Annotated in this window: 20 protein-coding genes; 6 read left to right on the forward strand and 14 right to left on the reverse strand. The window is 44.9% G+C overall.

From position 1 onward, the window contains the following. Nucleotides 1-126 precede the first annotated feature (126 nt). Nucleotides 127-1,815 (reverse strand): NAD-dependent malic enzyme, encoded by a 1,689-nt coding sequence (locus KI742_RS17400; protein ID WP_005377977.1) that lies wholly within the window; start codon nt 1,813-1,815, stop codon nt 127-129. Nucleotides 1,816-2,028: 213 nt separating this feature from the next. On the opposite strand from KI742_RS17400, the gene KI742_RS17405 reads away from it, so the two are divergent. The 3 genes from KI742_RS17405 (at nt 2,029) to KI742_RS17415 (ending at nt 7,053) form a co-directional block, all read left to right on the forward strand. Beyond that, entirely contained in the window at nt 2,029-4,383 is a 2,355-nt protein-coding gene (locus tag KI742_RS17405; protein ID WP_161441510.1) for a helicase-related protein, read from the forward strand. A gap of 288 nt (nt 4,384-4,671) precedes the next feature. Next, entirely contained in the window at nt 4,672-5,049 is a 378-nt protein-coding gene (locus KI742_RS17410) for a hypothetical protein (protein ID WP_005388859.1), read from the forward strand. 330 nt (nt 5,050-5,379) lie between these two features. Then, entirely contained in the window at nt 5,380-7,053 is a 1,674-nt protein-coding gene (locus tag KI742_RS17415) for an alkaline phosphatase (protein WP_239945371.1), read from the forward strand. Between the two features lie 78 nt (nt 7,054-7,131). Here the strand turns inward: KI742_RS17415 and KI742_RS17420 are convergent, their stop codons facing one another. From KI742_RS17420 to KI742_RS17450, 7 genes are all read right to left on the reverse strand, one after another. Next, a complete protein-coding gene (locus tag KI742_RS17420) occupies nt 7,132-8,235 on the reverse strand; it encodes a phosphoribosylaminoimidazolesuccinocarboxamide synthase (protein WP_239945372.1) in 1,104 nt (367 codons plus the stop codon). Between the two features lie 203 nt (nt 8,236-8,438). Next, nucleotides 8,439-8,831, reverse strand: coding sequence for a SulA-like leucine-rich domain-containing protein (locus tag KI742_RS17425; RefSeq protein WP_017820828.1), 393 nt, complete (start codon nt 8,829-8,831; stop codon nt 8,439-8,441). Nucleotides 8,832-9,242: 411 nt separating this feature from the next. Further along, entirely contained in the window at nt 9,243-9,425 is a 183-nt protein-coding gene (locus KI742_RS17430; protein ID WP_005377960.1) for a hypothetical protein, read from the reverse strand. A gap of 177 nt (nt 9,426-9,602) precedes the next feature. Beyond that, nucleotides 9,603-10,577, reverse strand: a complete 975-nt coding sequence (locus KI742_RS17435; protein WP_182039660.1) for a J domain-containing protein — start codon at nt 10,575-10,577, stop codon at nt 9,603-9,605. A 76-nt stretch (nt 10,578-10,653) separates the two neighbouring features. Continuing rightward, the gene (locus tag KI742_RS17440; protein WP_005377956.1) at nt 10,654-11,313 is read right to left on the reverse strand and encodes an OmpA family protein; all 660 of its coding nucleotides are present in this window, start codon (nt 11,311-11,313) and stop codon (nt 10,654-10,656) included. A 217-nt stretch (nt 11,314-11,530) separates the two neighbouring features. Further along, entirely contained in the window at nt 11,531-12,226 is a 696-nt protein-coding gene (locus tag KI742_RS17445; RefSeq protein WP_005377954.1) for a DUF2786 domain-containing protein, read from the reverse strand. Nucleotides 12,227-12,434: 208 nt separating this feature from the next. Then, on the reverse strand, nt 12,435-13,115 hold the full coding sequence (locus KI742_RS17450; protein ID WP_005388843.1) for a DUF3334 family protein: 681 nt from the start codon (nt 13,113-13,115) through the stop codon (nt 12,435-12,437). A 263-nt stretch (nt 13,116-13,378) separates the two neighbouring features. Between KI742_RS17450 and KI742_RS17455 the strand changes: the two genes are divergently transcribed. Both KI742_RS17455 and KI742_RS17460 read left to right on the forward strand, forming a co-directional pair. Further along, entirely contained in the window at nt 13,379-16,414 is a 3,036-nt protein-coding gene (locus tag KI742_RS17455; protein ID WP_285384799.1) for an FAD-binding and (Fe-S)-binding domain-containing protein, read from the forward strand. Nucleotides 16,415-16,487: 73 nt separating this feature from the next. Continuing rightward, nucleotides 16,488-16,949, forward strand: coding sequence for an isoprenylcysteine carboxylmethyltransferase family protein (locus KI742_RS17460; protein ID WP_005377951.1), 462 nt, complete (start codon nt 16,488-16,490; stop codon nt 16,947-16,949). A 110-nt stretch (nt 16,950-17,059) separates the two neighbouring features. On the opposite strand, the gene KI742_RS17465 is transcribed toward KI742_RS17460, so the two are convergent. From KI742_RS17465 to hutC, 6 genes are all read right to left on the reverse strand, one after another. Beyond that, the gene (locus KI742_RS17465) at nt 17,060-17,785 is read right to left on the reverse strand and encodes a DUF3581 domain-containing protein (RefSeq protein WP_017821813.1); all 726 of its coding nucleotides are present in this window, start codon (nt 17,783-17,785) and stop codon (nt 17,060-17,062) included. 335 nt (nt 17,786-18,120) lie between these two features. Then, nucleotides 18,121-19,656 (reverse strand): histidine ammonia-lyase, encoded by a 1,536-nt coding sequence (gene hutH / locus KI742_RS17470; protein WP_285384800.1) that lies wholly within the window; start codon nt 19,654-19,656, stop codon nt 18,121-18,123. Nucleotides 19,657-19,667: 11 nt separating this feature from the next. After that, complete coding sequence (gene hutU / locus KI742_RS17475) at nt 19,668-21,365, reverse strand: urocanate hydratase (protein ID WP_025998636.1); 1,698 nt, start codon at nt 21,363-21,365, stop codon at nt 19,668-19,670. 73 nt (nt 21,366-21,438) lie between these two features. Further along, nucleotides 21,439-22,449, reverse strand: a complete 1,011-nt coding sequence (hutG, locus tag KI742_RS17480; protein WP_053350426.1) for a formimidoylglutamase — start codon at nt 22,447-22,449, stop codon at nt 21,439-21,441. 1 nt (nt 22,450) lies between these two features. After that, nucleotides 22,451-23,701, reverse strand: a complete 1,251-nt coding sequence (gene hutI, locus KI742_RS17485) for an imidazolonepropionase (RefSeq protein WP_203345818.1) — start codon at nt 23,699-23,701, stop codon at nt 22,451-22,453. A 129-nt stretch (nt 23,702-23,830) separates the two neighbouring features. Continuing rightward, complete coding sequence (gene hutC, locus KI742_RS17490) at nt 23,831-24,538, reverse strand: histidine utilization repressor (protein WP_017634851.1); 708 nt, start codon at nt 24,536-24,538, stop codon at nt 23,831-23,833. Nucleotides 24,539-24,786: 248 nt separating this feature from the next. Between hutC and KI742_RS17495 the strand changes: the two genes are divergently transcribed. After that, nucleotides 24,787-25,530 carry a sporulation protein gene (locus KI742_RS17495; RefSeq protein WP_017821818.1) on the forward strand — a complete coding sequence of 248 codons (744 nt, stop codon included), beginning with the start codon at nt 24,787-24,789 and terminating at the stop codon, nt 25,528-25,530. Nucleotides 25,531-25,536: the final 6 nt, after the last annotated feature.

Genomic DNA, 25,536 nt, shown 5'->3' on the forward strand with positions numbered 1-25,536 from the left:
AGTTCTCATCATATCTGATAGAAACAAAAAGAGAGAAGCCCATTTATGCCAAAATCTGGTTAGGATGATAAAAAAATAAAAGCCCCTACATGGTAGGGGCTAATTATTAAACGAATTGTCTCAAGCTTAGAACGCAGTGCGTTTGTAACGGCGGTAAACAGGTTGCCAGAACGACTGTTCAATCGCCACGTTCAATGCTTCATCAGTAATTTCTAATGCGACACCTTGTTCAATTGCCTTTTTACCAACGGCGAATGCGATTTTTTTCGACACTAAGTGGATTTCTTCCAGTGGTGGAAGTAGAGCCCCACGACCGTTGATTGCTAGAGGAGAACATGTTGCGAGCGCGCGGCTTGATTCCATTAGCATCTCGTCAGTGACACGTTTTGCATTGACAGCAAGTACACCAAGGCCAATGCCTGGGAAGATGTAGCTGTTGTTACATTGTGCAATAGGGTAAGTGCGACCTTCATGAACCACTGGCTCAAATGGGCTACCTGTTGCAACCAGTGCTTCACCATTTGTCCAACGAATGATGTCGTTCGGTGTCGCTTCCACGCGGCTTGTTGGGTTCGACAGTGGGAAGACAATCGGACGCTTACAGTGTTTATGCATTTCTTCGATGACTTCTTGGCTAAATAGGCCAGGCGCACCAGAAACACCAATTAATACCGTTGGCTTGGCGTTACGCATAACATCGAGTAGTGAGAAGCCATTTCCTTCATTTTCCCACTCTTTCGTATTGGTATGCTTTTGCACCAAGCGTTGTTGGAAATCAAGAAGGTTAGGCATGCCTTCTTGTAACAGACCCCAACGGTCAACCATGTAAACTTGTGAGCGAGCTTGCTCGTCAGAAATTCCTTCCGATACCATTTGTGCGATGATCGCTTCTGCGATACCACAACCAGCAGACCCTGCGCCTAGGAAGGTAATACGTTGTTTAGAAAGCTGAGTTCCTGCTGCTTTACAAGCTGCAAGTAGGGAACCAACAGTAACAGCTGCAGTACCCTGAATATCATCATTGAAGCAACACACGCGGTCTTTGTAACGCTCTAGAAGAGGCATCGCATTTTTCTGAGCAAAGTCTTCGAACTGGATCAAAGCATCAGGCCAACGGCGCTGTACCGCTTGGATAAACTCTTCTACAAATGCATCGTATTCTGCACCCGTAATACGAGGATGACGCCAACCCATGTACATCGGATCAGCTAAGCGTTGCGGGTTATTGGTACCCACATCAAGAACGATTGGTAGCGTGTAAGCAGGGCTGATACCACCACACGCGGTATATAGTGACAGTTTACCGATTGGAATACCCATGCCGCCGATACCTTGGTCACCCAAGCCAAGGATACGTTCGCCATCTGTCACAACAATCACTTTAACGTTGTGGTTTGCTGCGTTGTTCAGCAAGTCGTCAATACGGTCACGGTTCGGGTATGAAATGAACAGACCGCGACCACGACGGTAAATGTTAGAGAAGTTTTCACATGCTGCGCCAACAGTCGGCGTGTAGATGATAGGCATCATCTCAGAAATGTGATTTTGCACTAGGCGGTAATACAATGTTTCGTTGGTGTCTTGGATGTTACGCAGATAAATGTGCTTATCCATATCGCTTTCGAAACTTTTGTATTGCTGGTAGGCACGTTCCACCTGCTCTTGGATAGTTTCGGTCGACTCTGGAAGCAGACCTTCTAAGTTGAATGAACTACGTTCTTCAGCAGAGAATGCACTGCCTTTGTTCAAAAGAGGGGTTGCTAAAAGAGCCGGACCCGCATATGGAATATATAGTGGGCGTTTATCGTTGTTCATTGGGTGCCTTATGTAGGGTTGAAGGATGCGCACCAAATTTTAACGGGTTCACTATTTAGTTGTAAACATGCGTTGATGCACATCAATGTAATGTCGCAAAAAAATTCAGATACCGACGAAAATATCGGCAATATTGGTTGTTTAGAGATACCTAAAGCAGGATTTTTTTACTTGGGTATAATGTTTTGCATCATCAAATCAAATCCAATTTCTATGTTTCAACTACCTATCGACAGCCTGCAAGCCGAGTTTGACCATCATGTAAGCCTTAACCATCTTGTGGTGGAAGCCGAAACCGGGTCGGGTAAATCTACCCGCTTGCCCATGTGGGCGGCAAAACACGGACGCGTTCTGGTTATTGAACCACGTCGAATTGCTTGTACCTCGCTGGCTGAATTTCTTGCGGAGCAATCTGGAGGGCCAATAGGTCGCAAAGTCGGTTACGCGATCAAGCTTCATGCCTACTTTGATGAAAAAACCGAAGTTGTATTTGTGACTCCGGGGGTTGCACTGCGTTGGTTTTCGGAAAACAAGCTAGCAGACTTTGATGTCGTGATAGTGGACGAATTTCACGAGCGACGCTGGGATATTGATCTATTAACCGCCATTTTGAAGCAAGAAAATCAACATCGATTGATCGTCACTTCCGCTACCTTAGAAGGCGAAAAGCTTGCTCGTTACCTGAATGCTAAGCGCCTGAGTTCGGAGGGACGTTGCTTTCCAGTCACGGTGACACATCGTTCCACAGACAGCCGCTATTTACCGAACAAAAAGGGATGTGAACAGGAAGTTGTCGGAGCGGTAAAAGAAGCACTGGAAGATGAAGATGGCGATATTCTTGTTTTTCTCCCAGGACGTAAAGAGATCGCCCAATGCGCGCAGATGCTACAAAGCAGCAGTGATGTCATGGTGGTTAAACTTCATGCCTCGGTCAGTGATGAAGAACGACATCGTGCGCTGACGGTACAAAAGCAACGGAAAGTCGTATTGGCAACCAACGTCGCGGAAACCTCTCTGACCATTCCTAATATCCGTGTGGTAATCGATAGTGGTTTAGAGCGCAGAACTGTACAACGAAATGGACGTACAGCACTGACATTAACCAACATTTCTAAGGCCAGTGCCGCGCAGCGAATGGGGCGAGCAGGTCGCGTTACCGAAGGGGCTTGTATTCGTCTATATGGTGAGCACGCGCCTTTAGAGTTGGTGACACCTCCAGAATTACACAGAGAAGAGCTCGTCGAGCCCATGCTGGCAGCGGCTTGTTGTGGGTACCGTCTTTCAACACTCGATTTTCTCGACTCAATTCCTCCAAAGTCGCTAGAGGCATCTCATTCGACGTTGTTATCTATGGAAGCGATTGATGAGGATGGCAATGTCACGCAGCATGGTAGAAAAGTATATCCACTACCCATTGATGCACTGTTTGCCGATCTCGTTACCAGAATTCAAGCGAAGCCAGAGAAGGAAGCAATGATTGATTTGGCTGCCGCCTTATCTGTGCCTGCGCAGCTCTATCAGCGACAAAGTGGTGAAGTTGCTGAGCTTCTATCTCAAGAGGAGCCATACGGATGTGATGTCTCTTTGTTGATCCGTTTGGTTCGGGGGGAGCGACTTCCGGGCATTGTCATTGATGCCAGCGCACTCGAAGAGGCACAAGGTTTAGCGAAACAAATGCGAGAAGTATTTGAATTACCGGAACTTGACGTTGCCTCTCGATATAAACGTGAAGCGCTCTTTTTCTCCATCGCCTCATTGCACCCTGAGCTTGTGTTTGTCCGACGAGCTCGTCGAAGGGATGCTCTAGGAAATGGCGTAGTCGAGATGCTGGTTGGGCGTAACAGCCGCTTTCCTGATAAAGAAGAAGCGGCCATCGTGCTAGATAGCCATAGCGTGCCAGGACGAGGCGTTAAGCAAACACTGAACCTCGCATCGGTTATGATGCCTATCCCGCTGACATTATTACGCGAACTTGAGCTAGGGGAGTGGCAACAAGGTGAGACGAATTATGAAGAGGAGACCCCAAGAGCAACGATGCATTTGGTCTACGCCGGACGAACAATCTGTACTGAACATCAAGCGTTAAAAGGTGATGTTGCTGTTCAGTCTATTGTCGAAATGATAGAAGACGAGACACTGTTACCAGGATTTGCTTCTCAAAGAAAACAACAAATCCAACACTGGAAACTCTACAACGCATTGGGCCTTAATGTCGAAGGAGAAGAGGTTAACGACTTGGCCTCCTTGACATTTTCTAGCTGGTTAAAGGATCAGTTGGAAACATTAGGCGTTGAAAATGTCGATGATATGGCGTTGTTTGAACCGGAAGACTTAACATTTAACGGTGTTCCAGAATGGGAATACGACGATTTCACGGAGCAGTACCCTTTAGAACTTTCGCTGCCAGAACTCCAACTGGATGTTGAGTATTACGCGTCTCGCAAGCTAGTACAGGTCGTTTATCGAGAGGGAAACCGTAAGGGAGACCCGAAGCGTTGGGAGCTGCCACGTTGGGCTGGTTGGAAGATACAGTATAAAAAGGCCAGTCGAGTGATTGATGTAAAGTAGGTCGGCGGATGACGTTGTGACAAGAATTGATATTTTCTTGGTGAATCTATAATGATTTCATATTGATAGCGTTACTTGCGTGTTGTTTTTAGTTTCTTAATTGAAATATTAATCAATTGAATGCTTATATATGGCGAAGCTGTACATCAGTTGTTACAAAGCTGGTTTTAATATTTCCTTTTGTATGTAAATTAGGGCATAAAAGACGAATGTTTTATATCCCATTGCTATATCAAAACAGTTGAACGATATTTGGTATATCTCATTTTCGAGTGTCGGGGGCATAGAATGGATCAACAAGGAAAGACGTGCATTGAATTCGACTACACTAGCTTTTTAGGAGCGACAGGTAGTAAAAAATGGACCTTTTTAGAGGCATTTGCCACCATCGCGCCTATTTTCGGTTTGATGTGGAAACAGAACATTGCGGAATTGCGCAAGCCTGAAGATCGGTTGTGGGATGCCGCATTAAAATCGATGTCTTCTCGTAAAAGTGATGAATCCAATTTGGTCCGCTTAACCCAGCTAGCTAAACATGAAGGGATCAATGAATTGCGAGTCGTTATGCCATATTCGCTCGATGTTCAGCAAATCGAGTACATAGAATCTCGCAGTCAGTTGAAGGTGGACACGTCAGAACAAGATGTTCTTAACATCAAGTTTTAGGCTGAGTATTTCCACTTCATCGATGTACTACTTAACAATAGTGCAATGAAAAGCGACCTCAAAGTAGGTCGCTTTTTTATTTTGAGGTTTTTGTCACAGGTCTTAGGAAATGTGATGAATATAGAGTATTTGCACTTAAATTAACAAAAATGTAACGTTTGGAAATGCAATTGTCATAACTAGCTTCTAACTTTGTGTTTTTAGGACAAATTACCGACTAAGTGGTTGGTACTGTAAGTTCGAATTAACGTCCCTTATTGGCATACAAGGATGATCGAGTCACCACGTCATTTGGGCATAAAAACAAACACAATAAGAAAGGAAGTCAATATGTCTTTGTCTCGTCGAGACTTTATGAAAGCTGCCTCTTCAACGGCGATTGTTACCGGGCTGGTGGGCTGTGGTAGCGATGCTAGTGAATCTGCTGCGGTTACCTTTGAGCACGGGGTGGCGAGTGGAGATCCTACTCAAACACAAGTAATCATTTGGACTCGTGTTACGACCTCAGCAAGCTACGCAGATGTAAGCTGGCAAGTTTCATCTAACGAAATTTTTACTGATATCGTACAAAGTGGCACTTTCGCTACAGATACGAGCCGAGATTTCACGGTAAAAGTCGATGTTCCAAATCTCAACGCAAATTCTCGCTACTACTATCGATTCATGGTTGGAGATGTCACTAGCGAAGTCGGGCAAACTCAAACATTACCAGAGGGTGGTGTAGAAAAGGCATCCATGGCGGTTGTTTCTTGCGCAAACTATCCTGCTGGTTATTTCCATGTGTATCGAGAGATCTTAAATCAACATGAGCAAGAACCGTTTGATGTGGTACTTCATCTCGGTGATTACATTTATGAGTATGGGGCTGTTGGCTACGCTAGTGAAGATGCTGAGGCACTAGGGCGAGAGCCAAGCAAAGGCACGGAATGCATTACCTTAGATGATTACCGAAAACGGTATGCGCAATATCGCCAAGATGCTGATCTGCAAGCGTTACATGCGAGCCTACCAATGATTGCAGTCTGGGATGACCATGAGCTTGCAAATGATAGTTGGAAAAATGGTGCGGAAAACCATCAAGAAGAGGAAGGCAGCTTTAATGATCGTCGTGCAGCTGCGGCTGCCGCGTGGACAGAATGGTTGCCCGTTCGTGAAAACACTTTCTCAAACATGCTGATTTACCGTCAGTTTTCGTTTGGAAGTTTAGTCAATTTGATGATGCTCGACACGCGACTTGTGGGGCGTGATAAACCGTTGGATTATTTCTCGCTCAGCTCACCAACGATGGAAGCGATTGGCGGTTTAGTTGCTCAGTCGCGCAGTCAAGACCGAGAGCTGTTAGGCGGTGACCAACTCGCTTGGCTGATGGATGCGTTCAGTACGCACGACGCAACTTGGAATGTGCTAGGGCAACAAGTGTTAATGTCTCGTATGGAGTTGCCAAGTTCGGTTATGACCGCGATGTTTCAATTGTTTACTGCCACTGAAGAACAAAAAACAGAGGCGTTATTAGCGGTAAACTCTGCGATTACGGGTTATCTCTCTGACCCAAGTTTAGATACCATTGCTTTGCCATATAACCTAGATGCATGGGATGGTTACTACGTTGAGCGAGAGAAAGTTTATCAACTGGCCAAAGCCAGCAGTGGTAACTTTGTCTGCTTGGCAGGAGATACGCACAACGCATGGGCAAGTGAGCTTAAAGACATATCTAAGCATCCTATCGGGGTAGAGTTTGCGACTAGCTCTGTGAGTTCCCCTGGGTTAGAGGCCTACCTCGCGTTAGACCCTGTTGCGATCGCTCAAATGGAATACACGCTGCCGCACTTAGTGTCAGAATTACAGTGGGCAGACATCAAACAGCGTGGCTTTATGCGCGTTACTTTTACGCCCGACAAGGCAGAGTCGACCTGGTATTTCGTATCAACGATTAAAGACAAAACATATCAGGTGACGACCAAGTCAGCCTCTACAACAGATGGCACTACGTTAAATATCGGCTAAGGTGAGCCTAATACGAAAAAAGTCCGCAGGCTAGTGCGGACTTTTTATTGGAAAGCGTTTAGCAATCGAGCGACAGTGCTAGTCAATCAATCCGTATTCTTTGCTCAGAACCTCGATGATTTCCGCTTTCGGATTCTCACTCAAATGAATCGGCTTGCCTGTAATCTTCTCGGCAATACCAATGTAAGTGCTCGAAATCGCCATCAAAGATTCGACGGGCAAAGCATTATCACGAGCGAGAGCTTCGCGCTCAGGCATACGTTCTTTGTTTAGCAAGATATCTGGGTCAGGGAAGTGGTTAAGTAGGAACTGGCGGAAACCTTCTTTTGAGTTCTCTACGATGTGACCTGCTTGGTACTCTTTAGCATCCCATATACGAGACGAGTCTGGTGTACCCACTTCATCCATGTAAATCAGCTTTTCATTGCCAGCAGCATCATGAACATAACCAAATTCGAATTTGGTATCGACAAAGATTTGGTCGATTTCTTCTAATGCTTGGCTGATAACGTTAAAGCCTTCTTTCAGCAATTTTTCGTAGAGTGCGATATCGTCAGCGCTTGAGAAGTTAAATGCTTCGTAGTTGTCTACGATGTTTTGACGAGTAATATTTACGTCATCCGCTTCTGGCACACCGGGAATGCCTTTTAGAATGCCTTTTGTGGATGGGGTCATTAGCAATTCTGGAAGTGCTTTGTCTTTTTCTAACCCTTCAGGAAGTTGGATTCCACAAAACTCTCGTTCGCCATTTGCGTAAGCGCGCCACATCGAACCCGTGATGTATTTGCGGCAGATGGCTTCGATTTTTACCGGTTTGGCTTTTTGTACAATCCAAACAAAAGGGTGAGGAATGTCTAGAATATGGCTATCTGCTAAGCCATTTTCTTTGAACAGTTTGAACCAGTGATTAGAAATCGCATTAAGCGCCGCCCCTTTACCCGGGACACCATTAAGACCACCTTCAGCATGCCAAATACAATCGAATGCAGAGATTCGGTCGCTAATCACCATGATAGCCAAAGGCGCATCTGGAGCGACATTGTATCCTTTTTCTTTGATCAGTCGGGTGCTGTCTTCTTCAGTTAACCAGTAAACTGAACGAACTTTTCCACTATGAACGGGTTTATGGGTGCGAATTGGCAGGTCGTCATTGACGGCAAGTACTTGATTAGCAAGGCTCATTGCGACATTCCTATCATCTTAATCAAACGTCAGAAAGAGAAGATATTCAGCAAAATGTGGGCGCTGAATAAATCGAATGTGGGCATCATACCAGAACTATTTTAACTCGCCAGAGAAAAAGCAAACGTTTGCCTGTTTTCTTTAATACTAAAAAAGCCCCCTTAAAAAGGAGGCGAGATGCAGGATAGATAACGTCGAACTTATTAGTGGTACTTATTAACTCTGCCTTCGACGAAAAAGACTTCACACTGATAGCGCTGCGCCACGTCGCGCAACATAGATTGATTCATAAGTGCAATTTTATTGGATGCGACAACAGCACTGGCATTACCTGATCGGATGGCTTTTATCACGATCTCGACTTCTGAAAGCTGTTGAGAGGGCTTCATTTGAATAACGTTTTTACAGCAAATATTAGAAGCAGTGAGTTGTTCAAAGTCTGGACGAGGGCAGTCTGCTGTAAACAAAATCCATTGTTTCTGCTGCGATAAAACAGCCAGCTTAGATAGAAGCTGATCCGAAACGGCCATGGGCTTAGTTGCTTGTGCCAATACGTTGTAACGAGAGTATGTATGAGATTGACTTTGTAACTGCATCTTACTGTTCCTTTATACATGCTGTATGTGTATACAGTAGTTTGTTTTGGTGACCTGATCAACCAGTTTCTCAAAAGTTATTTGCGGTTTTTTGAGAAGGAAATAAAAGGATTTGATTCTAAGTAATTGAATTTATGTGGTTGTTTTTCATTTTTGATATGTCTAACATCAATTTAAAAATGTGAGGTGAGTAGAAAACTGGACGAGAGACATACAGGGGTTTACTACTGTATATACAGGTGTTTTTCACGGACAATGGTTTGTATACAGTGGGAGAGGGCTGATAACCGATGCGACGTGCTATGTAAGATAGGAGGGAATACGAGATAGAGATTGGAAATAGGGCTTGGCCGATCAAAAAAGCGCCTTAAAAGGCGCCTTTGAAAATCAGTTCCGTTGATTCCGTCTTGCTTAGCTCGCTCGTTGCAAGCGTTCGCGCATTTGTAATTCGCCTTGGTTAAATAGGCGCACGTCGATTTTCGCCATATCGTAGCAAGCTTTACATGAGTAGTGGTGCTTGCCATCTAAATAATCGTGACGAGTTACAAGGCTAGGTTTTTTACACCAATCACAGGTGCCTTCTTCAGTGAACATTGATTTTCTCCCCACCTAGATTAATTTGAGTCGTTAGGTGTTATTTTGCGCCGGGTATTATGGCATAAAAGCGCGACTTAAGTTAAATGTCTGTTAATTTGTTTGAGAGGGAGATCGATTGCGGCGCTTGATTATATAGGTCTAAAAGCATGCTAGCCAAAGTATCCTGACCTATTTTTACTGTTTTGTAACATTTTGTGAGACGAGCTTAAAGGCATGATTGAGTCGCTTCATTTCTTCTTCACTGCCCCTTGTGTCAGGATGATAAAGCTTTGATAACTGTCTATAGCGTAGCTTGATTGCTTGTAAATCAGGGATGGTTTGTGGTGTGTAGCCAAACATAGCACACGCGACGCTTAGCTTATGGTTTTCTGCCTGAGTTTTGGATTTCTTAAATTCTCTGAATACTTTCTCTAACTGACGCTTCAGTTGCTTGTTCGTAAACTCTAGCTCTTTTATTTTTTCCGCCATTCGTTGATTTTGGCTTTCCCCTTTGGCTTCACGCGCTTTTCTATTCTGCTTGAGTTTTTTGATCACGAGGAAACTTAAGCCGCTGATGATGAGTATCGCCGCTAGCCAAATCAGCCATAGAAACGGCGAGTGTTCTACTTTGGGGTTTGCAACTGTGCTTTTCTCTTCCTGTGCTTGCTCCGCCTTTTTATCGAGCGACTTTATTTGCGAGACTTGTTTAGCTCGCAGTTGGTTGAAGCGCTGCTCTAACAGTTGATTATAAGCCTGTTCTGCTGCTGGATTATGCTGAGAAGCCATTTGATACAAAGCTTCAGTCAATTGAGATGCTGTGACCTTATCTTGATTGCGCTGAATAAAGTTAGCGAGAAGAAAGCCCCGATCGGTTGGGTCATTGAGTGCGATAGAGGTTAGCCAATATAACGCTTGTGTTTCATTTTTTTCGCCATTTATCCCTTTAGCAAAGTCGTTCGCGAGCTGTTTTTGCGCAGGGAGGTAACCTTGGTTGGCGGATTGCTCTAGCCAGTAACGCGTTTCTGGTGAGGCTTCAGCTTCGTTTGATGCCAATAATTGTTGTGCGTACTCGTATTGTTCGATGGGGTCATTTGGAGCTCGAGAGGCAAGTGAGTAGCCAGAAAAGCTGAGGCTAAATAAGCAGAGTAGGGCAGACGTTTTGACAGACATTAATATGTCAGGCCTAACGATAATGGTTAGGCCTGCTCCGGTAATTTTTTATTATTACCGTTATGGTGCAACCAAATTACTTCAGTGGCAAGATCTGGATTTCAACACGACGGTTGCACGCACGACCTTCAGAAGTTTGGTTTGAGCAAATTGGGTTACGTTCGCCGTAGCCGCGTGCAATTGCACGACCAGGTGCAACGTTTTGAGATACTAGGAATTGACGTACGGACTCTGCACGGCGCTCTGACAACGTTTGGTTGTATGACTCACTGCCTGTGCTATCCGTGTAACCGTCAATAACGAGACTGGTATCTGGGTACTCAACTAGGATGCGAGCAACACCACGTAGAGTATTATGGATGCTAGCATCAAGCTGGTAAGAGCTTGAAGAGAAGCCGATACCGTTTTCCATACGCAGTAAAAGCTGATTTTCACCAACACGCTGAACTTGTACGCCAGAGTTTAGCAAAGCGCGACGTAACTCCGCTTCTTGTTGGTCAAAGTAGTAACCAACGCCAGCGCCAGTCGCTCCGCCTGCGGCTGCACCAATGAGTGCATGCTGACGACGTTCTTTAGCATCATCACCCGTTGCTAGGCCGATTGCTGCGCCAGCGATCGCACCAATAAGCGCGCCTTGCGTGGTGGAGTTAGTTTCGTATTCACCCGTTGTTGCATTTTGGCGTTGAGTGGCTTGACAGCCAGTAAGAGCTAGCACTAGAGCTAGTGCAATAGGCATCTTTTTCAAGGGAAAATCTCCGTATAAAACTGAGGCGAAACCATGCCTCATAATGGGATGCGAATTATGAATAAACAAGCATTAATATTTGTTATGAGAAAGTAAGATTGATAAGAGTTTCTGTAAGAAAATTCCTACCAATACTGCCAAAGCTCTCAAAGTAAGCCCCATCGACATCGAAGTCATTGCTGCTTATGTGAATCCTTTACTATTCTGGCTATTTCGATGAATCGCCCAACATTTTGCGTGCTTGTTCGCCGCCCACTCCACGGTTAACTGAAACCTTTCTACCTTTCTTTAAGCCCACTTCGTAGTCTTCAGTTAGGTTTTTCATTGCTTCTTTCAATTGCTTCTTGAACGTTTCGCGGTCAATGTTTTGGAATTCTTTATCAATATAGTCATTAATTTTATTGGCCGACTCTTCATCTGGAGAAATAATTGGCAATTTTTCAATCGCGCCTTCCACCCAGCCAGATACAAATGAGTTCACACGGCGAGTCACTTCCTGAGAAGAGGTGCCGGTGCCAGCAAAGCTGTTTCGGAATTGTCCGGTACTTTCGTTCATCTCGCGATAAACAATATCGAAAGCAAATGCAGCAAAAATAGCGCGATCTGCTTCACCGATAAATTCGACACGTTTGAGCCCTTTGTGATTCAACAATACTGCTTCGACACCGAATTTTGTGTTAATGCCGCGAATCACTCGCAATATGGTAGAACTGATGTTCGCTGGTAGCAGATGAGAAGATTGTGTTTTTCCCATTCTGATGAACTCAATATCGTCTTTATCGAGACCATATTTAAGCATGAGGCGATGTGCCATTTTGATAGCATTGGCAGCCTCATTAACATTAGCGGAATTGCCCAGTTCTAAGCACTTGGCGATTTTTTTCAGAGCTTTTTGTTTATCCATCGACAACCAGTAACGAAAGCAGAAAATTTATGAAGTCAGACATATTACCTTTTTTGACATAAAAACGAAATACAAGGTGGGACTGAAGATAATTTCAGCACATAAAAAGAAGCCTCGCATTAAGCGAGGCTGGCGTTTTAGTTCGTCGTAATCAGTATGAAGTCGTACTTGTGTCTAAGAAGCCATTCTTCATTAAGATTCGTTAGAATTACAACCCGAGCTGGTTGAGCAAGTCATCGGCATCATCGTTTGATCCCGACGATTTAGATTCTTTCTCAGCCAACTGTTTACGTGTGGCCTCTAAAATGTCGTCTGGGTTTTCGTCTTCAGCAACTTCAAACTCTTCCAGTTGGATGAACTCAGTTTTATCCATTGCTAGTTCGAGATAGAAAATATTGTTGTTTTCGGTGGAGAACGTCACTCTGCGCGCTTGAGGGCGGTCAAGGTTGGTATCAACTTGTAAGATAACTTGCTTATTCAGCGCCAGCATTTTTGGTTGGTTTTGTGTGATGTTCGTTTGCAGGTCTTTACGAATTTTATTAGTGAAGTCTCCGACCAGTTGATTCATGAGTTCACCCAGAACATCGCCTACCTCGTCAGAAGTATGAGATATTGCCAGTTCTTCTTCTGGCATGCCCATATTACGCATGTAGTTGGTGTAGATCTCCAGTGCGGCTTTTGCCGTAAAATTAATCACAACTAGCCCGGTAAATCCGCCATCAAACAGAACAAAACAGCCAAAATCTGGTTTGAGGCTAGTCTTGTGGATTTTTTGCACCATTGCTGAATAATTTACTTGAGAAGATGTCGCCGAAGTAAGTACGCCAGAAACAGACTGGCAAAGTTTGAGAAGGATATCTTCAGTGGTCACAATTTTATTTTTTTTCATTCTGAAAACTCATCTAGAAACGCGATTCGTTCCCCAATGTAAGGCATCAAGCGTGAAAAAATAAAGCATAAGTTTAATTATTGTATCGAGATTCTGATTTGCTCGTCTTTTTAAATGTTGTAAAGTGACGAAATTCAAAGAATATTACTTCACTAACTCTTTTGTGGTGTTTTTTTTCGCTTAGCGCCAATTTGTATGAGAAGTGAGCAAATAATTACACAACCCGCAGCTGATCGGATCAGCGTCGTAGGGGCAGGAAGCAAATGTTACCAAGATTACACTCGCAAACTGATGTCGATCCTCTTGTTCTTAGTTTTCTGAAAGAGCTTGAGCACGCCGGATTCACTGGTGATATCGAAAGCCAATATTCAAGCCGACTAGCGGTTGCCACTGACAACAGTGTTTACCAGCAACTTCCTCAGTCTGTCGTTCATCCCAAAACGACAGAAGATGTTTCTCTCCTCGGGAAACTGAGCAATAAAGAAAAGTACGAACGAATTACCTTTTCACCTCGTGGTGGTGGCACAGGGACCAATGGTCAGTCGCTAACCAAAGGTATTGTGGTGGATATGTCTCGCCACATGAACAAAGTGCTTGAGATTAATGAGAAAGAAGGCTGGGTTCGTGTACAAACTGGTGTAGTGAAAGACCAGTTAAATGACGCTGTTCGCCCTTATGGCTACTTCTTCTCTCCAGACTTATCTACCAGTAACCGTGCAACGATTGGCGGCATGGTCAACACCGATGCTTCTGGTCAAGGTTCTCTGAAATACGGAAAAACATCCGATCATGTTTTGTCGCTACAAGCGGTGTTTGCTGATGGTTCAATTTTAGAGTCGGACTTGTCTCATGGTTACCCAAAAGAAGGCGAGTTTGCTGCCAAGGCGCTACGTGTAACGGAATCCGTATGTCGTGAAAAACGCCAGCAGATCGTGGATAAATTTCCTCCGCTCAACCGATTTTTAACGGGCTACGATTTAAAAAATGCCTTGAATGAAGACGGTGACCGTTTCGATATCACACGAGTACTTTGCGGCGCGGAAGGTTCATTGGCATTTATTACCGAAGCAAAGCTGAACCTGACGCCAATTCCGAAAGCGCGTACGTTGGTTAACGTTAAATACAACAGCTTTGATTCTGCACTGCGTAATGCACCGTTTATGGTAGAAGCGAAAGCGCTGTCTGTAGAAACCGTTGACTCAAAAGTGCTTAATCTAGCAAAGCAAGATATCGTTTGGCACACCGTGAGCGATTTACTTACCGATGTTCCAAATAAAGAGATGCTTGGCATCAATATGGTGGAATACGCAGGTCAGGACGAAGAGGAAGTTGCTGCTCAGGTTGCAGCATTGACCGCCAAGCTCGATACCATGTTGGAAACAGAAGAAGCGGGAATTATCGGCTACCAAGTTTGTAACGATGTAGCTAGCATTGGGCGTATTTACAACATGCGTAAAAAAGCGGTGGGTTTGTTAGGCGCAGCAAAAGGTCGTGCTAAACCGGTCGCATTCGCTGAAGATACCTGTGTGCCACCAGAAAACCTGGCGGACTTCATTGTAGAGTTTCGAGAACTGTTAGACAGCAAGTCTCTGAATTACGGCATGTTTGGTCACGTCGATGCTGGGGTGCTTCACGTACGTCCTGCGTTGGATTTGTGTGACCCGCACCAAGAAGCATTGATGCACGAAGTTTCTGATGAAGTGGTCAAGCTGGTGGCGAAATACGGCGGTTTGATGTGGGGTGAACACGGCAAAGGTTTCCGTTCAGAATATGGCCCTGAGTTTTTCGGCGACGAGTTGTTTACTGAACTGAGACGTGTGAAAGCGGCATTCGATCCACACAACAAAATGAACCCGGGCAAAATCTGTACACCGCTGGATAGTGATGCAGAGCTTGTCAAAGTTACCGATACCAAACGTGGTTACTATGACCGTCAGATTGACGTTCAAGTACGTGACAGCTTTAAACAAGCGATGGAATGTAACGGTAACGGTTTGTGTTTTAACTATGATACCAGCTCGCCAATGTGTCCATCGATGAAAGTAACAGCCGATCGTCGTCATTCACCAAAAGGTCGTGCAGGTTTGGTTCGTGAGTGGTTGCGTCAGCTTACTGAGCAAGGCATTGATATTCTTGACTTAGAAAAGCAAACACTAGAAAACAAAACATCAATCAAAACCATGATTGACCGCGTACGTCATTCTATCAATCGTCGTCACGAGTATGACTTCTCTCACGAAGTGTATGAAGCGATGAATGGTTGTTTGGCGTGTAAAGCGTGTGCGAGTCAGTGTCCGATTAAAGTCGATGTTCCGAGCTTTCGCTCACGCTTTTTAAACATTTATCACTCTCGTTATCAACGTCCTGCAAAAGACTATCTGGTTGCCAACATTGAGACTATGCTGCCGATGATGGCAAAAGCGCCAGGTGTCGTAAATGGCTTTTTGAAGCAGTCGTGGATGAAAAGTTTAACGGCATCTACGGTCGGGTATGTCGATGCGCCGTTGTTATCAGTACCCACCTTGAAACAACGAGTAGAGTCGCTGACAACGCCTTATGATCTGCAAGCGCTCAGTGGTTTGTCTTCGTCTGAAAAGAGCAAGCATGTTTTAATTGTTCAAGACCCATTCACTAGTTACTACGACGCTGATGTCGTTGAAGACTTCGTTAAGTTATTGAAAAAGCTGGGTATGAATCCGGTGCTTCTGCCGTTTAAGCCGAATGGTAAAGCACAACACATTAAAGGGTTTTTACGTCAGTTTAAGGACACAGCAGCCGACACAGCGAAGTTCTTGGCGATGGTAGCGGATTTGGATATCCCATTAGTTGGCGTCGATCCTGCATTGGTGCTGTGTTATCGAGATGAATACGCTGAAGTGCTTGGCAGTAAGCGAGGTAATTTCGATGTACTAACAGCCCACGAATGGCTTTACCCAAGACTAGAAGCGTTTGAAAGCGGAGAGCATAAGGCGCAGGAACCTTGGTATCTGTTTGCGCACTGTACTGAAAAAACCAAAATGCCAAATGCGGAAAAAGAGTGGGGCGCTATTTTTGCTCACTTTGGTGCAGTTTTGAATACGGTACCTGTTGGTTGCTGTGGTATGGCGGGTACGTTTGGTCATGAGGTTGATAAGTTGTCGATGTCGAAAGACATTTACAATTTAAGCTGGAAGCCAAGCTTAGATAAGTTGGATAACGAGAGATGTTTGATTACAGGCTATTCTTGCCGCAGCCAAGTTAAACGCTTTGAAGGAACGAAGCCCAAGCATCCCGTTCAGGCGCTGTTAACTTTGATATAATCACATCAAATTAAGCCCAGTTTTACTGGGCTTTTTTAGAAGCCACATACAACAATTTCAAAGGATATGAATCTTGAGAAAACTTGAACTCAAAGTCCCACCTGTTGTGGTGTTTTTGTTAGTCATACTTTTGATGTATGGACTTAAAGTTTTGACGCCGAGCATGAACATTCGAGTACCCTTTGTTGAATTTGTAGTAGGTGTATTAACTTTGTTGTCTGGTTACATGGGCATTGCTGGTGTGTATGAATTTCGCAAAGTAAAAACCACAGTAAACCCAGTAAAACCTGAAGCGGCATCTTCTGTTGTAAGAACTGGTGTGTTTGCCTTTTCACGCAACCCTATGTACACGGCATTATTGCTTCTAATCATAGCAACTGGTTTGTGGTGGCAGCACTTGAGTGTGGTGCTTTGTGGCGTGATATTTGTCAGTTATATGAATCGGTTTCAAATCAAGCCTGAGGAACGCGTTTTAGAGCGATTGTTTGGTGAAGAGTATGTGGATTATAAAAACCATGTTCGTCGTTGGCTCTAAGCATTGCGTTTAGTTTTGTTTGGATGAGACATAAAAAGAAAGCCCAACGGTCGACGTTGGGCTTTCTTTTAGTAAACACGTTTTTTGTGCGCTTCTGATAGGGCAGTCGACTAGGCTGCCTTAACGAACTTTGCTAGGAATGCATCCTTACGTTCATTAAAGCGGCGTACAAGGTCGTCAACCGCTTCTTGGTCATATGGCTTCAAGCCACTTGCAACCATGCGCTTAATACCTTTGCCAACGACTTCACCGTCTTCTTTGAACGCAAAGTTTAAGGTGACTACACCTCGTTTTCCTTCTACGTCGAATGTTGCGCCAGTGAAATCCACCTCTGGATGCGTAAGGTCTAAGCGTGAAAATTCGACTTCCATACTTTCATAAATAACTAATGGACGCTGGCAGTTGATCATCATTTGCTTCTCTTCCATAAGAGGAACCATGATGTGAGGGAAGTTCATACCAGAAAATTGCACGTAATTTGTCACTACATGCTCAATAAATGCCGGATCGTGGTTAGTTTCACCTTCACGGGACATGTGTAAGTATTCTTTACCTGCCTCGTCAACAACAGCGCTTTCTTTGTCACACTTATTTTCAATATGAAGTGCTACACCATCGTTTACCATGCCAGAGAAGTTAAAACGCATCTTTTGGCTAACGCCTTCTTTACTAAGGAGCACTGCGAAAAGTAAATCCCCAGGGACACAAAAGCGTTTGTTGTCTTCATCATGAATTGGGTTGTAGTCACCTGCGACACGTTTTGCAAAGTGGCTTGCTTGTTCGCGAGTGAACTGAAACTGGTGATTAGTGTTTGAAAAATAAGGTGTTAGAAACATAATTTTTACGTAGTAACCAAAACTGTGTGGGATTATATGCGAATATCTGCGTAGCAATGGTCCATCCAGTGAAAACTTCACCGTATCCTAACAATAAGACACTATTTCGGCGGATAAACCGTTAAAAACGCATACTTTAGCAACGCTTTTATTTGTGAAAACAATAAACAACGACCTTTTCGCTCGCCTATCTTTTAAAGTATAGCCATCAAAGTAGACTGGCGTTCATAAATAGTGCCATCAACATGTTTAATCGTATGTAAAAAGGCTCCACGCTGAACGTAGAGCCTTCAAGTCATTATCTGTTTATTCGATGAAATGCCAGTTATGCTTGGTTATTGAACACTTGGTAACAAGCTCTCTGGCATGAGCGTGTTGTGGATAGCCAGCTTAAGCAGAGTATTTGCCTGTTCAATGTCTGGAGCAAAGTAGCGATCTTTATCGTAGAACGATACTTTTTCACGCAACATTTGTTTCGCAATCTCAATACGCTCAGAGGACTTGTTTGGTGCTCTAAAGTCTAGGCCTTGTGCTGCTGAGAGGTATTCTACCGCCAGAATACCGCGAGTGTTTTCGCCCATTTCTTTCAATCTGCGAGCCGCGAATGTTGCCATTGACACGTGATCTTCTTGGTTTGCAGATGTTGGCAAGCTGTCTACTGACGCTGGGTGAGCGAGTGTTTTGTTTTCACTTGCTAACGCAGCAGAGGTCACCTGAGCAATCATGAAACCAGAGTTCACACCACCATTGTCGACTAAGAACGGTGGTAGTTTTGATAGCGCGCTATCGATAAGTAATGCCATACGACGCTCAGACAAGCTGCCGATCTCGGCAATCGCAAGTGCTAGGTTGTCGGCTGCCATTGCAACAGGCTCCGCGTGGAAGTTACCGCCAGAGATGATGTCACCATCTTCAGCAAACACCAACGGATTATCTGATACGGAGTTCGCTTCTACTTGCAATACTTCCGCCGCATTGCGGATTTGCTGTAAACACGCACCCATCACTTGAGGCTGACAGCGCAAAGAATACGGGTCTTGTACTTTTTCACAGCTAGTGTGCGAATCACCTATTTCACTCGATGTGTCCAACAAATGACGGTATGCGAGTGCTGCGTCCATTTGGCTGCGATGACCACGTACACGGTGAATGCGCGGATCGAATGGACGTCGGCTGCCGAGAGCGGCTTCAACAGACATTGCACCACAAACGGTTGCTGACGCGAAAAGGTCTTCCGCGATAAACAGGCCTTCCAATGCGAACGCTGTTGATGCCTGAGTCCCATTTAGTAGCGCTAAGCCTTCTTTTGGCGCCAGAGTGATAGGCTCTAGACCTGCGATTTTTAATGCTTCTTGCCCGGAAATGATTTTACCGTTGTGGCGAGCTTGTCCTTCTCCCAGTAATACAGTGCTCATATGGGCTAGAGGAGCTAAGTCACCTGATGCGCCAACAGAGCCCTTTTTAGGTACACAAGGGTAAACTTGTGCGTTGACTAGGTCGGTCAGCATATTAATGACTTTTAGGCGAATCCCAGAAAAGCCACGAGACAGACTATTGATTTTTAATACCATCATCAGACGAACCGTTTCATCTGACATAAACTCACCGATACCTGCCGCATGAGAAAGAACGATACTGCGTTGCAGTGTTTCTAAATCTTCTGGTGCTATTCGTGTGTTAGCCAATAGCCCAAAACCAGTGTTAATTCCGTAAACTGTTCTATCTTCCGCGATGACTCGGTCTACGACCTGTGTGCTTTCTTCAATGGCCGGAATGGCTTCAGGATCCAAAGTAAGGTTGACTGGTGAACGGCTCACTTGGCGTAGTTCGTTTAAGCTAATATGACCCGGCTTTAGCGTTAAATTTAACATCTCTTTCATCCTTACTTGAGCTTCTTCAGTTCTTCGTTGAGCATTGGCAAATCTAGCCCTTGCTCTGCTGCACATTGTTTAGCGATATCGTATCCCGCATCAGCATGACGCATCACGCCTGTTGCTGGGTCGTTATGCAGCACGCGGGCAATACGTTGTGAGGCATCTTCACTGCCGTCACAGCAGATAACCATACCTGAGTGTTGCGAGAAGCCCATACCTACGCCACCACCGTGGTGCAGTGAAACCCAAGTTGCGCCGCCCGCCGTGTTGAGTAGCGCGTTTAATAATGGCCAGTCTGATACGGCGTCAGAACCGTCCATCATACCTTCGGTTTCACGGTTCGGGCTTGCTACAGAGCCAGAGTCTAAGTGGTCTCGACCAATGACAACGGGCGCCTTAAGTTCGCCATTTTTCACCATTTCGTTGAATGCTTGACCAAGACGCTCACGATCTTTAAGACCAACCCAGCAAATACGCGCAGGTAAACCTTGGAACTGGATGCGTTCGCGAGCCATATCTAGCCAGTTATGTAAGTGCGGATTATCTGGAATTAGCTCTTTTACTTTTTGGTCGGTTTTATAAATGTCCTCAGGATCGCCAGAGAGAGCAGCCCAACGGAAAGGACCGATACCTTCACAGAATAGAGGACGAATGTAGGCTGGAACGAAGCCAGGGAAATCGAATGCGTTTTCTACGCCTTCTTCCAAGGCCATCTGGCGGATGTTGTTACCGTAGTCGAGTGTTGCGGCGCCGCGATTTTGCAGCTCTAACATCGCTTGAACTTGCACAGCCATGGATTTTTTCGCTGCTTTTACGACCATTGCTTCATCTTGCAAACGCATTTCTGCTGCGTGAGACATGCTCCAGCCTTGTGGTAAATAGCCATTGAGCGGGTCGTGTGCAGACGTTTGGTCTGTTACTACATCAGGCGTGATATTACGTTCTACCAGCTCAGAGAAAACGTCTGCTGCATTACCTAGTAGACCAACCGATACTGGTGTGTCTGACTCTTTAATGATAGCTAGCGCTTCATCTAAAGAAGTCGCTTTCTTATCGACATAGCCTGTACGTAGGCGGTAATCGATACGTGATTCATCACACTCTACTGCAATCATGGAGAAGCCCGCCATTGTACCAGCGAGAGGTTGAGCACCACCCATGCCACCAAGACCACCCGTTAGAATCCAACGGCCATTTGCGTCACCGTCAAAGTGTTTTTTTGCAACAGATACGAACGTTTCGTATGTGCCTTGTACGATACCTTGCGAGCCAATGTATATCCAGCTGCCAGCGGTCATTTGGCCGTACATCATCAAGCCTTGTTTATCTAGCTCGTTGAAGTGTTCCCAGTTTGCCCAATGCGGAACAAGGTTTGAGTTTGCGATAAGCACGCGTGGGGCATTTTTATGAGTAGGGAAAACACCAACAGGCTTGCCTGATTGAACTAAAAGCGTTTGGTCATCTTCGAGCCTTTCAAGTACTTCAACAATCTTGTCGTAACATTCCCAGTTTCGCGCTGCTCGGCCAATGCCGCCATATACAACCAGTGAATGTGGATGTTCTGCAACATCAGGATCAAGGTTGTTCATCAGCATACGAAGAGGGGCTTCGGTTAGCCAAGATTTTGCGCGCAGTTTATCTCCGTGAGGTGCACGAATTGTTCTGCTTGTATCAAGTCGTGGATCTTGTCCCTGGCGCTGTGTCATTTCAGACTCCTTTAGTTTCTCGTGATGACCAAGTACTTGCTTGGTCGTAATAATCAGTGGCATCTGGGATGCATTATGGTTTGTGCTGTTTTTCCGCCATCGCGTTGGCGATATCCCAACACAAACGGGCAGCTAATCGTGCTGTTTGACTATCGACGTCATAATTTGGGTTGTATTCGGCGATATCAGCCAGCATTAGCTTATTTTTGTAATGAAGAATTCGATCTAAAAAGGGTGCAATAGTGTCGTAACTCACACCCCGAGCTGCTGGTGCGCTGACTCCAGGTGCGGTTGCGGCAGGAAATACATCCAGATCAATGGTCAAATAGAGGTAGTCACAGTCGTCAATAAAATGCTGAAGCTGAGTTAAGTGATAACTGTGGTTTAGGTAGCAGAGCTGATTGTCCTCTACATACCAAACATTTAACGCATCTGCTTTTTCAAATAGCGCTTTAGTGTTGCTACTGCGGCTTACACCAATACAAGCGTAATGAAAGTCCCAATCGTTGCGTTGGCAAAAATGATGAATTTGGTTGAAGGGGGTGCCAGAGCTTGGTCTTATGTCGGTGAGGTTGCTCTCAAATGCGCGCAAATCGAAATGCGCATCGAAATTAATAATGCCGATTTTAGGCTTCTTCTCTGGATGGTGCGCTTTAAAATATTCCGCTAAGCCGGAAAACGAGGCCCACGCAATCTCATGCCCACCACCTAGCACGATGACTGGCGTATGGGGCAGTGCGCTTGAAATGGTTGCTGCACATAGAGCTTGGCTCTCTTCCAGTAAGTCGTCTTCACACACCACAGTACCTAAGTCATATAGTGGGGCGTCTTGGTGCCATGCTAAATTAGCGAGTGCTCGTCGGATTAAGTCTGGCGCTTTTTTCGCGCCAATGCGTCCTTTGTTTCTCGCAACGCCAGCGTCGGTAGCAAAACCGAGTAATGAGACGCCATGCGCAACGGCACTCAACTCATCTGCTTTTTGGCGTTGAACAACGTGATGAATTCGCTGACCAAGCTTGCCGTCCTCGGCATCATGACGGCCTTGCCAATGAAATAGGGGAGAGTGTAGGTCGAATTGAGACATATTATTGGCCTCCGTGTGAAATGTATTCACCATTTACTATACGACCTACCAGACGTTTTGCTCCGACTTGATAGCTTAAATCCGCAGGGCTTTCGATATCCCAGATAGAGAAGTCCGCATCAAACCCTACTTTGATTTCGCCACGTGAGTTTTGATAACCCAGAGCTTTGGCTGCATGTTGCGTTACACCACGCAGTGCTTCTTGCGGTGTAAGGCGAAATAGCGTGCACGCCATATTCAGCATGAGTGTGAGATCAGAAAATGGTGATGTACCTGGGTTGACGTCCGTAGCAATTGCCATCGGCACGTTATGCTCTCTCAACAACTCAATCGGTGGTAACTGAGTTTCTCTTAGAAAATAAAAAGCGCCAGGCAATAGAGTGGCGACGGTGTTTGATCGAGCAAGTGCTTTAACACCTTGCTCATCTAGAAACTCGATGTGATCCGCTGACAGACCGTTGTATTGCGCAGTGAGGGCTGTACCACCGAGATTAGAAAGTTGCTCAGTATGCCCTTTAACCTTTAAGCCGTGGCGTTTTGCAGCTACAAACACTTTTTCTGTTTGTTCAAGATTGAAACCAATCGATTCACAAAAAACATCGACACTCGTAGCTAATTCTTCCTTTGCGACAACAGGGATTATGTCCTGACAAATGTGCTCAATATAATCATCTGCACGACCTTGGAACTCTGGCGGAATGGCGTGAGCGGCGAGAAGTGTAGTGGTGATTTTAACTTTGCGCTCTTGTTCAAGCATTTTGGCTGCACGGAGCATTTTTATTTCATCATTCAGTGTCAATCCGTAGCCTGATTTCACTTCGACAGAAGTGACGCCGCTCGCGAGTAGCCCGTCTAAACGTGGCAACGCTAACTCAACTAATTGCGCTTCGGTTGCTGAACGCGTCGCATGCACCGTTGAAAGTATCCCACCGCCTTGTTTGGAAATTTCTTGATATGGCACGCCGTTTAAGCGCATTTCAAATTCGTTGGCACGATTGCCCGCGTAAATAAGATGAGTGTGGCAGTCGATCAAACCTGGCAGAACTAACTTGCCTTGAAGGTCGATACTCTGAGCGTAATGTTGGGCAGACAACAGGGACTTGGTTTGTGGCGCGTCTTCACCAATGGCACAAGTACTGATCGCAACGATTTTTCCAGATTGAATACCAATGCGCGCTGGAGGCGTTGGAAGGTATCCGCATTCTCCCGATTGCATGGTAACTAGACGTGCGTTTTCAATCAGCAAATCCATGTTTGTGTCCCTGTGTTTATTTGTATCATTAAATGTATATACAAATAAATAGAGCAAAATAAGAATACTGACAAGATTGATGTTGCTAAAATGTGATCAAAACGTAGATCTAGAGGACAAATCTTGTCCTTAAATGAGCACTTTTGAGCTCAGCTTATATTTGTTACCAGGGTGATAAAGTAGGGCGGTACTGACTAACTTATCTTGGCTCCACGTTCTGCGATTCAAGAGAAGGCAAGGTTCATTGGCTTGCATTTTTAAGTCTTGCTTAATACGGCTTTCAGGCACAATTGCCTCTACAGTATGTTCTATCGCGCTGAGTGGGCAATTATCTGACAGGTATTGATTTGGAGTGATTTGTGTGAAGTCTTGATTTAAATAACTCGGGGCATATTGGCTATTCACCCAGCGGAGCTCCAATTGAATCGGCGTTTGGTCTTCATAGTGAATAATTTCACTGTAAAACACTGTCGTGCCTAACATAACGCCGAGTTTTGTCGCAATGTTGTCATCTGCTTTTATAGCAATCTGTTTGAGCACTTTACTGCCATACTTTCGCCCTCTATCGCTGACTTCTTCGGCAATGTTTCGAATGTCTAGCAGGGGAGATTCTGACTTTTCACCAGGATCACACACGAACGTGCCTAAGCGTGGGCGACGTTGTAATCGGCCCTCATTAACTAAATCCCGAATTGCTTTGTTCACTGTCATTCTACTGACACCAAATTGCTCGGTAAGCTCAATCTCGGTGGCGATGCGATGACCAACTACCCACTCTCCAGCCTCAATTTTATCCAGGATAAATTGTTTAATTTGAATGTAGAGTGGTGCAGACATAATCATTTTCCTTTATTTGACTATACAAATACTGCTTAATTTAGGTACAAATTGCAAACATTTCTCGACGAATGTACCGCTTAGTGACCGAGCAATCCTATTGCAGAGCTGAATGACTCTTGCTGCTGAGTATTATTTGGATTGATGATTGAATTCAAACATTTTCTTGTGGTCTATTGCTTGCACAGCAGAAAACAATTGTGTAAACAAACGATTATTAGAAGAAAAATCGCTAAAAAAGGAAAAGTATGTTTAAAAAATTGAAAGCATCACTGGGGATCGGCTCTGCAAAAGTAGATACCATTTTGGACGAAATGAGCGTGTTTCAAGGAGCGACGCTGAAAGGGCATGTTCATATCAAAGGCGGAGACGTCGAACAACAAATTGATGCTATTACGATTAAATTGAACACGGAAATGAAAGTCGAAGTGGATGATAGCGTAAGTTACCAAACGTTCACTATTGATCAATTGAAAGCAGTTGACCCTTTTGTGATTCAACCTAATGAAGAAAAGCAGGTTCCGTTTGAGCTAAAATTGCATGATGAAACGCCAATTACTGCGGTTAGCGCACTTAAGAATCAATGTCATGTTTGGGTTGAGACGACGTTAGATATTGATTTTGCAATTGATCCGCGTGATCGTGACTATATTGAAGTGAAACCACTACCAGTAGCATCTCGGGTTATTCAAGCGATCGAGCAAGCTGGCTTCACTATGGTTAAAGCCGATGTTGAAAAAGGCTTTTTGCGCGGTGGCTCGTTTGCCTCTCGCTCTGGTATTTATCAAGAGCTAGAGTTCCGTAACAGCGGCTTTATCTCATCAAAAGAAATTGAGCTCTCTTTTATTCTGGAAGGGCAGGTCATGCATTGTTTGGCAGAGATTGACCGTTCGCTCAGCTTGGCTGGTGACCAATATCGCTCGTTTACGTTGCCGATCAATGCAACCGATGCTCAAGTCGCAGCCGCAGTTGCACCAACGCTAAATCTATAGCTCTCA

This window comes from Vibrio sp. D417a (genome assembly GCF_030248595.1).
GTDB classification, from domain to species: Bacteria; Pseudomonadota; Gammaproteobacteria; order Enterobacterales; family Vibrionaceae; genus Vibrio; species Vibrio alginolyticus.